Below are 15,175 nucleotides of genomic sequence, written 5' to 3'. Positions count from 1 at the left end.
CTCGGCTCGCCGGCGCGCCACCGCGGCGCGCTCACGATCGGGTCGGTGCCGGTCGCAGCTCCTCGACCTATCTTGGCTGTGATCGTGATCACAAATCGGTGCCGGTGTCGGCCAGCGCGTCCGGATTCACCGGTTCGCCGCCGAGGATCAGTTCCTTGATCCGATCGGTGACGTCCCAGACGTTGACGTTCATCCCCGCCAGCACCCGATTGCCCTGATCCAGCCAGAATGCGACGAATTCGCGGCTCGCGGTGTCGCCGCGAACCACCACGGACGTCGTCGCGCCCGGTGCGACGAAGCCGGTGTACTCCATGCCGAGGTCGTACTGGTCGGTGAAGAAGTAGGGCAGCCGGTCGTAGGTGGCAGGCCGGTCGAGCATTGTCAGCGCGGCCACGGCCGGTTGGTTGAGCGCCGTGGCCCAGTGTTCGACCCGCACTCGCTGCCCGAGCACCGGATGCTGCTGGTCGGCGATATCGCCCACCGCGACGATATCGGGATCGCTGCTGGCCAGGCTTTCGTCCACGAGCACGCCGCCCTCGACCGCGAGCCCCGCGTCGGCGGCCAGTTCGATATTCGGCCGGGCGCCGACCGCGATCAGCACCGCGTCGGCGTCCACGACCGTGTCGTCGGAGAGCCGGACTCCGGTGGCCTTTCCGTCGGCGGTGACGATCTCGGCGGCCTTCACACCACAGCGCAGATCGACGCCGTGCGCGCGGTGCAGCTCGCCGAAGACCGCGCCCATCTCGTCGCCGAGAGCGGCCTGCAGCGGCACCGGGCCGACCTCCAGGATGGTCACCTCCAGACCGGCGGTGCGCGCGGCCGCCGTCACCTCCAGGCCGATCCAGCCCGCGCCGATCACGACCAGCCGCCGCGCCGTGCCGAACAGTGAGATCAGCGCATCGGACTGCCCGATGGTGCGCAACATGTACACGCCCTCGGCATCGGCGCCGGGAATCGGCAGCCGGCGCGAGCGCGATCCGGTGGCCAGGGCGAGTTTGTCGTACGGACGGGTCGAACCGTCCGGCAGCGCAACGGTTTTCGACGAGCGGTCGACGGCCGCGACGGCGGTGCCGAGCAGCAGGTCGACATCGTGGTCGCGATACCACTGCTCAGGACGCACGGTGAAATCGGCGAGCGACTTCTTGCCGAGCAAATGTTCCTTGGACAGTGGCGGCCGCTCGTAGGGCAGCTGCGCCTCCTCACCGATCAACGTGACCGCGCCGTCGAACTCGTTGTCGCGCAACGACTCCGCCAGCTTCGCGGCGGCCAGACCGCCGCCGACGATGACGAACCTGGAATCTGTGGGCATGGGGAAAACCTCCGGGCAGCGGGCAACCAGGGTCGCATCCGACCCTACTGTGCGATCCCGCGGCGATCGGGAAATATCGCCAACTTCGCGGCGTTGACTCATGCTGAGGGCGGGTGGCGTGTGCGGCCTCCCCATTGCTTCTTCGAAGGGACGAGATGTGAGCGATCAGACGACCACCGCCGGTTCCAGGGACCGCGTCGATTTCTGGTTCGATCCGCTGTGCCCGTGGTGCTGGATCACCTCGCGCTGGATTCTGGAGGTCGAGAAGGTCCGCGATATCGACACGCACTTCCATGTGATGAGCCTGGCCGTGCTCAACGAGGGTCGTGAGGACCTTCCCGAGCGCTACGTCGAAATGATGAAATCGGCGTGGGGCCCGGTACGGGTGGCCATCGCCGCGGCCGAGCAGCACGGTGAGAAGGTGCTCTCGCCGCTGTACACCGCGATGGGTACCCGCATCCACAATCGCCGGGAGGAGTACGAGCGCGAGAACCAGGCCGACAGCCTGGCCGCGGTCGTCGCCGACGCTCTCGCCGAGGTGGGGCTGCCCGCCGAACTGGCCGAGGCCGCCACGAGCACCGCCTACGACGAGGCGCTGCGCAAGAGCCACCACGCCGGAATGGACAAGGTCGGGCCGGACGTCGGCACGCCGACCATCCACATCAACGACACCGCCTTCTTCGGCCCGGTGCTGTCGCGGATTCCCCGTGGCGAGGACGCGGGGAAGGTGTGGGACGGGGCGGTCGCGCTGGCGTCCTATCCGCACTTCTTCGAGCTCAAGCGGACCCGCACCGAGGACCCGCAGTTCGACTAGTGGATCGACGGCACGGGGCATGATGGCATGCCCCGTGCCGGGCGTGCGGCTACCGCGGCGGCAGGCCCGGAATTTCGCCGTATCCGGGGTAGTCGCCCGTCTGGGCGGGCGGTCCGGCCGGCGGCATCGGCTGCGGCGGGACGGCCGGTGGCGGATACGGCGGAGGGGTCGCCGGCATCCGTGGTGGCGGCGGACCGCTCGGCCGCAGGAACATCCGGCCGTGCCGGCTACGGTCGCGCAGCGCCCACATCCGCCACGTGAGCACCGGATGCGAGGACATGGCGTTGACCACCCAGACGAAGAAGCCCTTGTCCTGCGGCGCGCGGTCGGCCATCTCGTCGAAATCGACCAGCGAATTCAGATATTTGCCGCCCGCAAGGGTTTTCATCGCTCCGGGTGCGCCGAGATGCCGGTTGCAGAAGCCGTGATTGTCGGCGGTGTACTCCTGTGCGCGAATCAGCGAATTGCCGATGATCGGCAGGAACGGCACGAGGAACATGCCCAGCTGGCGCCAGTACGACACATGGCCGGCCGCGATATGGCCGACCTCGTGGCCGATGATGAAGGCCAGCGCGTCGGGGTCACGGGCCTGTCCGCCGATCTCGAACAGATCGCTGTAGACGACCACGTAGCGGCGGAACCCGTGCCCCGAGGCGAAGGCGTTGATCTGCCCGTTGCCCAGCAGCACGTAGGCATCCGGGACGGTCGCCATGCCGAAGCGCGCGGCCGCCTCGACCACCATCCGGTATCCCTCCGGGAACTGGGTGGGCGACATCTTCACGGCATTGAGCCGCTGCATCGAATAGTTGGTGCCGCGGCCGAACCACAGCAGCAGCGGCGCGAGGATCAGCAGCAGGACGTAGTAGTTCAGCGCACCGACGAGCAGGGACAGCAGCGCGATCAGATATCCGGTGACGGTGGCCAGAATCACCACGATCAGCAGGGGAATCTCCCAGCTGTGCCGGGCCGGCATGCCCCAGGGGGACAGTCCGCGCGTCGGTTGGAACGGCGGGACGTGCGGCGGCGAAAACGGTTGCTGCGGACCCCATCCCGGCGGTCCCAGCCGAGGATCCCACCCCGCCGTACCGGTCACCGGATTCCACCCCGGTCCGCGCCCCTGCTGTGGTGACTGATCGGCCCACTGATCTTCGGACTGCATGGGCTGAACTCTATAGAGGATCGGGGAACGACCCCATGTGGAGCGCAACCGCCCACCTGACAGAATCTCAGCCATGCGCGTATACCTGGGTGCCGACCATGCCGGCTTCGAATTGAAGAACCAAGTGAAGGATCATCTGACGCAGGCCGGTCACGACGTGGTCGACTGCGGAGCCCACGAGTACGACGCCGTCGACGACTACCCGGCCTTCTGCATCGACGCCGCCCGCCGTGTCGTCGCCGACCCGGGCAGCCTCGGCATCGTGTTCGGTGGCAGCGGTAACGGCGAGCAGATCGCCGCGAACAAGGTTCCCGGCGCACGCTGTGCGCTGGCCTGGAGTGTGGAGACCGCGAAACTGGCTCGTGAGCACAACAATGCGCAGCTCATGGGTATCGGCGGCCGGATGCACAGCACCGAGGAGGCCTTCGCCATCATCGATGCGTTCCTGGCGACGCCGTGGTCGGACGAGGCGCGGCATCAGCGGCGCATCGACATCATCGCCGAATACGAGAAGACCGGTCAGCCGCCGGCGGTGCAGAGCTAGCAGGCATCGAGCGGGCCGGGGTACACGCCCGGCCCGTCCGGCCGGGTGCGGGCCGGTGTGAGCGGAACGGAATTCGGTCGATGCCTGAGGGACATACGCTGCATCGCCTGGCGAAGCTGCATCAGCAGCGCTTCGCCGGCGGTGCCGTGCGGGTTTCCAGCCCGCAGGGTCGCTTCGCCGACGGTGCCGCCCTGGTCGACGGAGCCACCCTGACCAAGGCCGAGGCGTGGGGTAAACATCTTCTGCACCACTACGATTCGGGTCTTGTCGTCCATGTGCATCTCGGTCTCTACGGCACCTTCACCGAATCGCCCGCGCCGCTGAGCGATCCGGTCGGGCAGGTGCGGATGCGGATGATCGGCGCCGGGAGGTCCGCGGCCACGCTGTACGGGACCGATCTGCGCGGTCCGACCGCGTGCGAGGTTCTGCACGCACCGGAGGTCGACGCGCTCACCGCCCGGCTCGGCCCTGATCCGCTGCGGCGCGACGCTGATTCCGATCGGGCGGCGCAACGGATCCGCCGTTCGAACCGGTCCATCGCGGCGCTCGTGATGGACCAGTCGGTGGTGGCGGGTGTGGGCAACGTCTATCGCGCGGAAGTGCTCTTCCGGCAAGGCATTTCACCGCAACGCCCAGGCCGCGCCGTCACGGCCGCGGAGTGGGATGCGCTGTGGGCGGATCTGGTCGCGTTGATGAAGGTCGGTGTGCGCAAGGGCGCGATCGTGGTGGTGCGCCCCGAACACGACTGCGGCGCGCCGTCGTATGCGGTCGGCAAACCGCGCACCTATGTCTATCGCCGTGCCGGTGAGCCCTGCCGGATCTGTGGAACCACCGTCGCGCATGCCGTGCTCGAGGGGCGAAACCTGTTCTGGTGCCCCACCTGTCAGCCGGCCTGAGCCGCCGGTATCGCCGGGGCGCGCCGCCGGAGCAATCGCGTGAGCGCGAGTGCGAGCAGCGCGACGGCGACCAGGACGTAGGTGTTGCCCAGTAGGTGCTGCCACCAGTTCCAGGTGAGCTCCCGGTCGCCACCGCCCGGCACGAGCACCTGCCCGATCAGGAACGGTGTGGTGACCGCGGCGATCGCGCCGGCCACCACCGCGGCGGATCTGCTGGCCGACCACCAGGCGGCGGCCACCAGCGCGGGCGCCACCCACACCCAGTGATGCGTCCACGACACCGGCGAAACCAGCAGCAGCACAGCGGCATTCACGAGCAGCGCGGCGACCGAGAGTTTCGTGATCGCGGGGGCGTTCCCGGATGCGATCGGGCCGGCGCCCGCGGTGCGCTCGGCGCGCAAGAGCAGGTACATCGCGACCGCGCCGGCGGCGGCGACGGCGAGGCCGAGACCGAGCCATACCGCCGCGGCCGCGGATTCGGGCAGGCCGAGCCGGTAGATCATGCCTTTGAGGGACTGGTTGCCGGCGTAGTAGGGCGCCCCGATGCGACCGGTGTCGACGATCGCGTGCAGCCAGTACTGCGTGGAGGTCCGGGGGAACAGCACGAATCCGGCGAGCACCACCCCCGCGGCGGTCGCCACCGCCGTTCCCGCCGCTTTCCAGTCCCGGCGGATCAGCAGATACAGCACGAAGGCCGCCGGGGTCAGTTTGGTGACGGCGGCGATGCCGATCAGCACGCCTCGGGGCCAGCGCGGCTTCTCCGTCAAGCAGTCCAGTGCGACCGCGGCCATCAGAATGATGTTGATCTGCCCGAACCACAGTGTCGTATGCACAGGTTCGAGCGCCGCCATCGCGATGACGACGGGGGTGATCAGGGTCGCTTTCGACCGCGGGTTCAGCTCGGGCCGGATCCGGGAGAGCACCAGCCAGATCGTCACCCACAGACAGGCCAGCGAAGTGGCCGTCACCGCGATCTCGGCCAGCCAGAGCGGCATCACGGCCAGCGGAGTCATCAGCAGCGCCGCCGACGGGGGATAGGTGAACGGTAGATCGGTGTGGCCGGCGACCGGTAGCGGCGGCCCGTACAGTGCGCCGTGGTGCAACCAGGCCAGGGTGTCGACCCGATACACCTGCAGATCGAGAAAACCGTGCAACGCCGAGATGAGCAGAGCAGCCGACACCGAGAGCAGAAGTCCGATCACGATCGGGATGCGGGGGAAATATCTCGTGTCGTCCGAATGCTGTTGGCGCAGCAGCTGACGCCGCTCCGCCCGCACCGTGATCATGAAGCTGAGACCGACCTTTCGATGTTCGCCGTTCGGCGCTCGGGCGCGGCGAACCACGTCGTGTAGAACAGGGAGATCACGGCCGCCAGTGCGGCCAGGACCGCGAGTCCGGACGGCAACGGATGGGCGGCCATGGTCTCTGCGAGGAAACGATAGGACAGCAGCAGCCCCGCGAAAACCCCGGCGCCGAGGGTCACCATGTGAATTCGCTTGCTGTCCCAGCCGCGATCGGGTTCGCGCAGAGCCGATTCCACCGTGAGGCACAGGACCGCACCCGCCACCAGATCGCAGCCGTAGTGGTAGCCGAAGCCGAGTGTCGCCAGCAGCGTGCACACCAGCCACACCGCACCGCCCCAGCGCAGCCATCGCGGACCGGTGCGCGAATGCACGAACAGTGCTGTGGCCCAAGCGGTGTGCATCGACGGCATGCAGTTGCGGGCGGTGCCGGCATCGAAGAGCATCGGCGCCGGCGTGCCGGTGATCGCGGGCACCGTGTGCGGCCAGTCGCCGATCTGCAGGCCGTGGCCCAGCGGGCCGTAGGCGAAGACCGGGCCGACCACGGGAAACAGCACGTAGAAGAGCGGCCCGACGATGCCCAGTACCAGGAAGGTGCGCAACAGGTTGTGCCGTGGCCACGGCTTCGTCGTCACATTGCGCAGCTGCCACACCGCCACCACCACGGCGGCCGCCGGCAATTGGATGTACACCGCGTGCAACACGGCCGAGGGGATCGGTCCGGCCGCGTCCAGGAGACCGCCGACGACCCACGCCGGATCTCCCAGCGCGCGATCGGCATAGCGCAGGTACTGATCCAGTACGCGCGGACCGGCGGAGATGCTCACCAGCAGCCAGGTGTCGGCGAGCTTCGACGCCATGATCAGCAACACACCGAATGCGATGGCACGCAGGGCGATCCGTCGCCGCCGGCCACGCCACCGGGCGACGGTCAGCACGAGCGCGGTCACGACCAGCGTGGGGCCGGTGCCGATGGAGAGGTGCCAGCCGCACAGCGCCTGCAGGCCGAGCACCAGCAGGTCCAGCACCGCCGCCGACGCGAGGCTGATGACGCGCACGCGCGCGGGCACGCCGACGCACGCGAGGCCCAGGCCCGCCCACGAGACGAACGCCGACTGCGGGTCGGCCGCGTAATCGGCGAGGAGACTACGAAAGGGCCCGAGGGCGCCGTGCGCGGATGCCCACACCTGGGCGATGGTGAGCAGGACCACAGCGCCGGCGACTGCGGCCGTGGCTCCTGCTCGGGGCTTTTTCCCACCCCCGGATAACGACGACGAGGGAACTACCCTCGCCTCGTGGTCGATCAACACTGAAGATCGATAACACAACGTAAACGGAGGCGCAACTTCCGGTTACCGGAAAGCTAAAAACCTCCGTCGAATCCGCCGAAGTCGCCCCCGTCGAAACCACCCCCACCGCCGTCGAAGAAGCCGCCCCCATCGAAGCCGCCGCCGCCGTCGTATCCGCCGCCGTCGTATCCGCCGCCGTCGTATCCGCCACCCTGGTCGTATCCGCCGCCGTCGTATCCCGCGGTGTCGTATCCGCCCTGGTCACCGCCGTCGAAGCCCTGCCCGGCGTCCGGTCCGGCATCCTGCCCCGCGTCGAATCCGGCGTCATAGCCTGCGCCGTAACCGTTTTCGAAACCGGCCGCGCCGTAGCCGACGCCGTGCATGCCACCGAACAGCGCGTCGAACAGCAGTACCGAGCCCACGCCCCAGGCGCCGGCCACCAGTGCGGTCTTCCACCACGGCTCGGAATACCAGCCCGCCGGGACCGGACGCCCGGCGACCCGGCCGCCCGGGTAGTAGTTCGGAGTTTGCGGAGAAGGCGTCGGCGATGCCTCGATGCTGCGACCGTCGAAGTCGACGGTGCGGTCCTCGGTGACGCGTCCGGCGGACCGCTGTCCGTCCAGTTCGGGGACCGGCGGGCCCGGATCGAGATTCATCGCGGTGCGAGCCGCGCGCACGTAGTACAGGCCCTCGATCGCGGTTTCCTTGGCCAACCGGGCCTGAGTGACGGTCGTGGCCTGATCGATCTGCGATCCGGCGGCGTTGAGCCGTTCACCCGCATCCGCCAGCGCCTGTTTGGATGCCTGGTCGGTCCCCGTGAGGTTGTAGACCTGGCCACCGAGGCGTTCGATCAACCGGCGGGCGTCGGCCTTCGCGTCGGCGAGTTGGTTGTTGTCCCGGGTGCGTTGGTTCGAGCGCCCCGCCACCGCCATCGCGACGCACGCGATCAGCACGACGACCAGAAGAATCAGCAGCAGCCACACATCGACCAGAGTACGCGTCGACGGTTTGCCCGAGGCTTGCTCTCAGCCCGCGACGGCCGCGTCGTAGGCGAGTCGGGCGGCGTTGTAAGCGCCCGGCTCGCCGTCGGAATCGCCGAGCTCGGAGAGTGCGAACTGCCGCTTTCCGGCCGTCTTGGCCGAGTACATCGCGCGGTCCGCACTGCGCAGCAGATCGGAGAAGTCGCACGGACGCCCGGGTGGGGAGAAGGCGGTGCCGACGCTGGCCGACACCGGCACCGGTCCGGCGTCGGTCGGCACCGGATCGTGCAGGGCGGTCAGCACGCGCATCGCCACCTCGGCGAGGGTATTGCGGCGGGCGGGCAGGGCGAGGACGAATTCGTCTCCGCCGTAGCGGCATACGACCGTTTCGTCCGGGCAGGCCGCGCGCAGCCGCCGTGAGATCTCCACCAGCACCTCGTCGCCGACGGAATGGCCGTAGCCGTCGTTGATCTGCTTGAAGTCGTCCAGATCGATCAGCAGCAGGCCGACGCCGCGGGTGTGGTCGGTGGCCATCAGGCGCACGCGTTCCTGCAACAGGGAGCGGTTGGCGAGGTCGGTGAGCGCGTCGTGGGTCGCCTCGTGCCGCAGCCGGTTCTGCAGCGCCGCGATCTCCTGCACGCGCACCGAGACCGCTGCCGTCAGATTGCGCTCCTGCTGGGCCAGGGCGCGCTGCTGCAGGGCCTCGGCGTAGCTGTCGATGGCATGGCTGGCCACGAACGGCCATCGGGTCGCCACCAGGGAGCCGGGTTCACCCGGCGCGAAACCCAGCAGGGCTCTGGTGGCGGGGGCGAGCATGCGGGTGCGGTCGAAGGGCGCCTCGGCCAGCCGTCGCCCGATCGCGCGGGCGGCCGGTACCGGAAACGGTTCGGACTGTGCAAGATTCAACAATTCGTCGATGATGGCCGCGAACACCCGCTCGAGGTGTTCGGGCTCGACTGTGAGCCCGCTGCCGGCATAGACGGCACGAACCCAGTCCCGTGTCGTCGCCGCGAGGTTCGCGGCGGTCTGCGTGTCGAGCTCGGCAGGCATCGCCGATCACCTCGCGCAGACGTCGTCGACGCCGGCGCTCCGGCCGGTCACGCCCTCCGGAACGCGCTCACTGCTTCGCGGTCGAGTACACCTTCGGCGCACGCTCACCGCCCCCTTTCCAGATACCCCCGTCCGGCAAAAAGGATCCTAGCAAGCCACTCGGCACCGAAAAACGCTGTTTTACAACCTGTTCCGATAAGTCACGAATGGCGATCGGCAGTGTGATCGACGTCGGGCCTGCGGCGTTACACCTTGCCCCAGCGTGTCGCTCGCGGCGTGTTGCGGGGGATGTTCACCAGTGAGTGTGCAGGACTTCGTGAATCGTTCTTATCGCAGGCCAGGGGCCTTGACGCTGGATCCGCCCCGCGCGGCGGCGGCGAGTAGCCGGTGATGAGTATCACAGCGGGGCGAGAGGGTGCGGTTGCGGGGCGAGCGCTCCGATATCTCGCGGGCGCGAGGAGGTGCTCGGGCGTCGGTGCGCTGCGCCCAGGGGTGGGAAGGCGGCGCCCGGTTTGCGGTGAGTGTGCGAGTTGGCGGTCGATGTGACCGAATCCTGGTCGGCGGTGACCGTCGGGCCGGAAACGCCCGAAGATCGCCGACGAGGTTTGCTGTTCAATCGCTACGGGCGCTGCCCAACTGGGGGTTCGGTGCGCCGATGAGAAGCCTCGCAGACGCGCCGCGCGAAAACCGGGTGCGCGATTGGCATTCCGGAAGTGAAGTTCGGTACAGTCCTACACGCAGACGACATCGTGGCGATCCCATTGGTGTCGTATGCTTGCGGGTGTAGTTCAATGGTAGAACCTCAGCCTTCCAAGCTGATGGTGCGGGTTCGATTCCCGTCACCCGCTCCGATGTGGGGATTGTCGGCAATTCCCGGCCGCCGGATCTCGTCCATCGGGAGGCGCCAGCACAGCCGCTGGACGGAAACGGGATGTAGCGCAGCTTGGTAGCGCATCCGCTTTGGGAGCGGAGGGTCGCAGGTTCAAATCCTGTCATCCCGACCACAGATGACCGGGAATTTTCGCTCGGTTGTGGGCGCTGAACGAATGAGGGTCGCGTTCTGCGGCCGACCGGACGATCGCAACCGTACCCGGGCCCCGACAAGACGGTATTTCCGAAAGGAATGCCGACCATGGCGTGGATCGTGCTGGTGCTGTCCGGAGTCTTCGAAGCCGTCTGGGCCACCGCCTTGGGGAAATCACACGGCTTCACCCGCATCGTGCCGTCGCTGGTCTTCGCGGCCGCGCTCGTGGCCTCGATGTCGGGTCTGGCCTATGCAATGCGCACGCTGCCCGTGGGCACCTCGTACGCGGTGTGGGTGGGCATCGGGGCCGCGCTCACCGTGCTGTACGCGATGACGACCGGGACCGAACAGGCCTCGCTGGTGAAGATCGTGTTGCTGTTGCTGATCGTCGCCGGCGTGGTGGGCCTGAAGGTGGCCGGTTAGCCGGTCGGGGATCAGGGGGCCGGGATCGGCGTGGGCCAACGGGTTCCGGGGTAGTGGAATCACGTCCGCCCACTGCGCACTGCCGCTGACGTAGGGCAGGTGGTGTACCGGATCGACCGGCACACCACCTGCCGCCGCGCCGAACACGCTCAACTCCGGCGGGCATTCCGCGGCCCACTGTGTCGGCACCGATGGACCGCCGATGTGCGCGTTATCGGCCGTTACGCGCCGGCCGGGCGGAGCCCGCCGAATGCGATTGCGCGTGAACGCGTTTCGTTCCAGCGGCCGAGCGGGCAGCACCCGGCGAGCGGCCCGACGAACCGCGCTCGGTCCGGCCCGTTCCGGCCGCGCCGCGCTCGCGCGCCGACTGCTTGCCGCCCGTGCGGGCAGGGCCGTCGGCGGTGCCGCGCAGTTCGCGACCGGGCCGCCCCGCTCCGCTCCGGCGGTTGTCCGATCCGGCGGCACGGTCGTTGTCCACGGTGCGGCGGCGCCGCGACGGGGCACGGCCGTCGGTGTCCGTGGGCGCGGCGGCCGCTCGGTCGCGGTCGTGCCCGAACCGGCCGCGTGGCGGCGCGGTGCGGTCGGTGGCGCTGGTGGTGCGGCCGTTGTTCACCGAGTCGCCGCGTTCACTCCTCGTCGCCGGGCCCCGTCGCCGAGGCTTGCGGGCCGCGCTGTCGCCTCGGGCGGGACGGCGGGAATTCTGCTCGGCGCGTTCGGGTTTCGCGGCGGGTGCAACCGGTGCCGCGACGGTGCCGACCAATGCGGTGACCTGGGCCGAATCCGGGCTCACCTGTTGCGGGCGGACGTCGAGCCCGGCCTTGCGCAGCAGTACCGCGACGTCCTTACGCTGTTCCGGCAGCATGATCGTCACGACGTCACCGGTGCTGCCGGCGCGGGCGGTGCGCCCCGACCGGTGCAGGTAGGCCTTGTGTTCGGCGGGCGGGTCGACATGCACGACGAGTTCGACATCGTCGACGTGGACGCCGCGGGCCGCGATATCGGTCGCGACCAGGACGCGCGTGGTGCCGTCGGCGAAGGCGGCCAGATTGCGGTCGCGCGCGACCTGCGACAGATTGCCGTGCAGATCGGCGGCCGGAATTCCGGCGGTGGTGAGCTGCTTGGCCAGCCGTCGCGCATGATGTTTGGTGCGCATGAACAGGATTCGCCGCCCGGTTCCGGAGGCGAGGGTGTGGACCAGCGCGCGCTTGGCCTCGCTGTCACCGATCTCGAAGACGTGATGTGTCATCGCGGGCACCGGTGAGTGGGCCTCGTCGACCGAGTGCGACAACGGGTTTCGCAGGAAGCGCTGCACCAGTTTGTTCACGCCGTTGTCCAGCGTGGCGGAGAACAGCATCCGCTGACCATCGGCCGGGGTCGCGGCCAGGATTCGGGTGACGCCGGGCAGAAAGCCCAGATCGGCCATGTGGTCGGCCTCGTCCAGCACGGTGATCCGCACCTCGTCCAGGGCGACCAGGCCCTGTTTGATCAGGTCCTCCAGCCGGCCCGGGCAGGCGACGACGATATCCGCCCCCGACCGCAGGTCGCGGACCTGGCGAGCCTGCGGCACCCCGCCGAACACCGTCACCACTCGCAGCTCACAGGCATCGGTCAGCGGCTGCAGGGTCGCCGCGATCTGAGTAGCCAGTTCGCGGGTGGGCGCGAGCACCAGACCCGCGGGCCGGCCCGGGACGCGCCGATGACCGAGGCGGTGCAGCCGGTCGACCATGGGAATCGAGAAGGCGAGCGTCTTACCGCTGCCGGTGCGCCCGCGAGCGAGCACATCGCGGCCGGCCAGCGTGTCCGGAAGCGTCGCGGCCTGGATCGGCAGCGGCGCCGTGAAACCCTGCGCGGCCAGCGCGCGCACCAGCGGAGCGCCGACGCCGAGGGCTTCGAAAGTGGTGGCAGGGCTCGATGAACGAGTCGTCATGAGTAGTCGTGGTGCCTTTCGAGCAGCAGAGGTGAACCGCAGCGGCGCTGGGGTTGCAGCGGTGTCGTGCTGCCGCCGCGCTGGGGTTCGTAGCCCGCGCGGAGACCGACCGCTGGTGGCCGACGCGAAGAGTAGACATCCACGACGGAGGGAGTACGAGTAACCGGTACTCCTCGCTCAGCCTATCTCGTCCCGGCGGTTTCCCCGGCATCGCGGGACAGTGACGGTCCTCTCCTCACCGGGCGAGGTGGATCACCGGGCCGGGTGGACCGCTGGGGGGTTCACAGGTTTCTCCCAGCGCCGTCCCAGCCGGTCGGCGGCGCGGCCGACCATCATGGCAGCCATGACCGAAACTGCAATCGCGCCGGGCCGCCCGGCGGACGGCGTGACGACGCCCGGTCGGGGCCGCACCCGGAGCCTGCCGTGGGAGTACCTGGGCCTCGCCGCGTTGCTGGGCGGCACCGCGATCGCCTATCTGTGGAATCTGAGCGCGAACGGCTGGGCCAATTCCTTCTACGCCGCCGCGGTGCAGTCGGGTGCGAAATCGTGGAAGGCGTTCTTCTTCGGTTCCTCGGACTGGGGCAATTCGATCACCGTCGACAAGACGCCCGCGTCGCTGTGGCCGATGGAGATCTCGGCTCGCCTGTTCGGGATGAACAGCTGGAGCATGCTGATCCCGCAGGTGCTGATCGCGGTCGCCGCGGTCGCCCTGCTCCGGTCGACGCTGCGCCGGACCTTCGGCCCCGGGGCCGGGCTGCTCGGCGGGCTCGCGCTGGCGGTCACGCCGGTGGCCACGCTCATGTTCCGCTACAACAACCCGGACGCGCTGCTGGTGCTGCTGATGATCGCCGCGGTGTGGGCGATGACACGTGCTCTCGAGGACGGCCGGTGGCGCTGGCTGCTGCTGTGCGGCGGCTTCGTCGGACTCGGATTCCTGGCCAAGCAGTTGCAGGTGCTGCTGGTCGTGCCCGCGCTGGCGCTGACCTATCTGTTCGCCGGGCCGCCCCGGCTGGGTAAGCGGCTGCTGCAACTGCTCGCCGCCGGAACCGCGCTGGTGGTCGGCGCCGGGTGGTGGGTGTTGGTCGCGCAACTGTGGCCCGCCGATTCGCGGCCGTATTTCGGTGGTTCGAAACACGATTCGATCATCGAGCTGACGCTCGGCTACAACGGACTGCAGCGGCTCGGCGTCGATTCCGGCGGCGGATTCGGCGGTCCACCCGGACCCGGTGGTCGCGGCCACGGGCCGTCGTTCGGTTCGGAGGCCGGGATCACGCGATTGTTCAGCGAGACCGTCGGCGGTCAGATCGCCTGGTTGATCCCGGCGGCGCTGATCCTGTGTGTCGCGGCTGTCGTGCTGTGCGGCAGGGCGCCCCGCACCGACACCCGGCGGGCCGCGCTGCTGCTGTGGGGTGGCTGGGCGGTGGTCACCGCGCTGGTGTTCAGCTTCATGAAGGGAATCTTCCATCAGTACTACACCGTTGCCCTGGCGCCCGGCGTCGCCGGTGCGGCCGCGATCGGGGCGGTGGTGCTGTGGCGGCAGCGTGATCGGCTCGGCGTCCGGCTCGTTCTGGCCGCCGCCATCGGGCTGACGACGGTCACCGCGGTGATACTGCTCGATCGCACCCCGGATTTCGTGCCGTGGTTGCGGTGGCTCATCGGGGTCGCCGGCGCGGTCGCGACCGTCGCGCTGGGGATACCGCAACCGCGCCGGACGGCCGCCTGGACGGCCGCCCTCGCGGTGGCTGTCGCGATCGCCGGGCCGGTGGCCTACTCGATCCAGACCATCGCCTCCGCCCACAACGGCGGCATCGTCCTCGCCGGACCGAAGACCAGCGGCGGGTTCGGCTTCGGCTTCGGACCGGGCGGCCCTGGTGGCGCGTGCGGGCCCGCCGCGCCGGGCATGCCGGGCGCGAACGGGACTCGCCCGGGCCCCGAGGTACCAGGCGCACCGCCTGCTGGGGCGGAAAATCGATGCGTCGCGGCCGGATCCGGCGCAGGGCAGCGCACATCCACCGACCGTCCGTCCGGTCCCGGTATGGGTGAGCGGACGAATCGGCAGTTGATCGATCTGTTGAAGAACACCGGCGCCGGCTACACGTGGGCGGCCGCGGCGATCAGCTCGATGGGGGCCGCGGACCTGCAGCTCGATTCGGGTTACGCGGTCATGCCGATCGGCGGATTCGGTGGCGGCGATCCGTCCCCGACCCTCGATCGGTTCCGCGCCGATGTCGCACAGGGGCGCATGCACTATTTCATCGGGTCCGAGCGACGCGGCCCCGGATCGGGGGAGACCTCGGCGGCCGGCCGGATCGCCCAGTGGGTCGAGAGCACGTACGCGGCGACCGATGTCGGCGGCACCAAGGTCTACGACCTGACGGTGCCGACGGCCGCCCGGTAACCCGCGCGGCGCGAGGCGGCCCTGTGTCGCCACCGCTTCGGTTCGGTGCGGCAGACTGCGA

At 69.2% G+C, this 15,175-nt stretch carries 12 protein-coding genes, 2 tRNA genes and 1 riboswitch; of the genes, 7 read left to right on the top strand and 7 right to left on the bottom strand.

The annotated features are described in order from the left end of the window. Positions 1 to 88: 88 nt before the first annotated feature. Positions 89 to 1,309, bottom strand: coding sequence for an NAD(P)/FAD-dependent oxidoreductase (locus NMI01S_RS24415; RefSeq protein WP_063000750.1), 1,221 nt, complete (start codon positions 1,307 to 1,309; stop codon positions 89 to 91). 157 nt (positions 1,310 to 1,466) lie between these two features. Between NMI01S_RS24415 and NMI01S_RS24410 the strand changes: the two genes are divergently transcribed. After that, positions 1,467 to 2,123, top strand: coding sequence for a mycothiol-dependent nitroreductase Rv2466c family protein (locus NMI01S_RS24410; protein ID WP_063000748.1), 657 nt, complete (start codon positions 1,467 to 1,469; stop codon positions 2,121 to 2,123). Positions 2,124 to 2,172: 49 nt separating this feature from the next. Here NMI01S_RS24410 and NMI01S_RS24405 read toward each other — a convergent pair whose 3' ends face one another. After that, the gene (locus NMI01S_RS24405) at positions 2,173 to 3,282 is read right to left on the bottom strand and encodes a M48 family metallopeptidase (protein ID WP_084513205.1); all 1,110 of its coding nucleotides are present in this window, start codon (positions 3,280 to 3,282) and stop codon (positions 2,173 to 2,175) included. A gap of 73 nt (positions 3,283 to 3,355) precedes the next feature. On the opposite strand from NMI01S_RS24405, the gene NMI01S_RS24400 reads away from it, so the two are divergent. Then, a complete protein-coding gene (locus NMI01S_RS24400; RefSeq protein ID WP_062962784.1) occupies positions 3,356 to 3,826 on the top strand; it encodes a ribose-5-phosphate isomerase in 471 nt (156 codons plus the stop codon). Between the two features lie 80 nt (positions 3,827 to 3,906). After that, positions 3,907 to 4,722, top strand: coding sequence for an Fpg/Nei family DNA glycosylase (locus NMI01S_RS24395; RefSeq protein WP_063000744.1), 816 nt, complete (start codon positions 3,907 to 3,909; stop codon positions 4,720 to 4,722). On the opposite strand, the gene NMI01S_RS24390 is transcribed toward NMI01S_RS24395, so the two are convergent. The 4 genes from NMI01S_RS24390 to NMI01S_RS24375 all read right to left on the bottom strand — a co-directional run bounded on the left by NMI01S_RS24390 (position 4,710) and on the right by NMI01S_RS24375 (position 9,342). Then, positions 4,710 to 6,008 carry a glycosyltransferase family 87 protein gene (locus NMI01S_RS24390; RefSeq protein WP_084513204.1) on the bottom strand — a complete coding sequence of 433 codons (1,299 nt, stop codon included), beginning with the start codon at positions 6,006 to 6,008 and terminating at the stop codon, positions 4,710 to 4,712. The two genes, NMI01S_RS24395 and NMI01S_RS24390, sit on opposite strands and share 13 nt — an antisense overlap. After that, entirely contained in the window at positions 6,005 to 7,333 is a 1,329-nt protein-coding gene (locus tag NMI01S_RS24385; RefSeq protein WP_084513203.1) for a phosphatase PAP2 family protein, read from the bottom strand. Before NMI01S_RS24385 ends, NMI01S_RS24390 begins: the two co-directional genes overlap by 4 nt. A gap of 53 nt (positions 7,334 to 7,386) precedes the next feature. Beyond that, complete coding sequence (locus NMI01S_RS24380) at positions 7,387 to 8,244, bottom strand: GA module-containing protein (protein WP_063001078.1); 858 nt, start codon at positions 8,242 to 8,244, stop codon at positions 7,387 to 7,389. 93 nt (positions 8,245 to 8,337) lie between these two features. Then, positions 8,338 to 9,342 carry a GGDEF domain-containing protein gene (locus tag NMI01S_RS24375; RefSeq protein WP_063000740.1) on the bottom strand — a complete coding sequence of 335 codons (1,005 nt, stop codon included), beginning with the start codon at positions 9,340 to 9,342 and terminating at the stop codon, positions 8,338 to 8,340. A 777-nt stretch (positions 9,343 to 10,119) separates the two neighbouring features. Here NMI01S_RS24375 and NMI01S_RS24370 point away from each other — a divergent pair. The 3 genes from NMI01S_RS24370 to NMI01S_RS24360 all read left to right on the top strand — a co-directional run bounded on the left by NMI01S_RS24370 (position 10,120) and on the right by NMI01S_RS24360 (position 10,789). After that, positions 10,120 to 10,190: transfer RNA gene (locus NMI01S_RS24370), tRNA-Gly, on the top strand. A gap of 79 nt (positions 10,191 to 10,269) precedes the next feature. Continuing rightward, positions 10,270 to 10,346, top strand: a tRNA-Pro gene (locus NMI01S_RS24365). A gap of 43 nt (positions 10,347 to 10,389) precedes the next feature. Then, positions 10,390 to 10,457, top strand: a riboswitch (guanidine-III (ykkC-III) riboswitch). A 17-nt stretch (positions 10,458 to 10,474) separates the two neighbouring features. After that, entirely contained in the window at positions 10,475 to 10,789 is a 315-nt protein-coding gene (locus NMI01S_RS24360) for a DMT family transporter (protein WP_063001076.1), read from the top strand. A 211-nt stretch (positions 10,790 to 11,000) separates the two neighbouring features. Here the strand turns inward: NMI01S_RS24360 and NMI01S_RS24355 are convergent, their stop codons facing one another. After that, the gene (locus tag NMI01S_RS24355; RefSeq protein ID WP_084513202.1) at positions 11,001 to 12,716 is read right to left on the bottom strand and encodes a DEAD/DEAH box helicase; all 1,716 of its coding nucleotides are present in this window, start codon (positions 12,714 to 12,716) and stop codon (positions 11,001 to 11,003) included. 343 nt (positions 12,717 to 13,059) lie between these two features. Here NMI01S_RS24355 and NMI01S_RS24350 point away from each other — a divergent pair, with 343 nt between their 5' ends. Then, entirely contained in the window at positions 13,060 to 15,114 is a 2,055-nt protein-coding gene (locus NMI01S_RS24350) for an ArnT family glycosyltransferase (protein WP_084513201.1), read from the top strand. The last annotated feature ends 61 nt before the right edge of the window (positions 15,115 to 15,175 follow it).

The sequence above is a fragment of the Nocardia mikamii NBRC 108933 genome (assembly GCF_001613505.1).
GTDB lineage: Bacteria > Actinomycetota > Actinomycetes > Mycobacteriales > Mycobacteriaceae > Nocardia > Nocardia mikamii.
The sequence above is the reverse complement of the archived record's forward strand: the minus strand, read 5'-3'. Positions and strand labels throughout refer to the sequence as shown.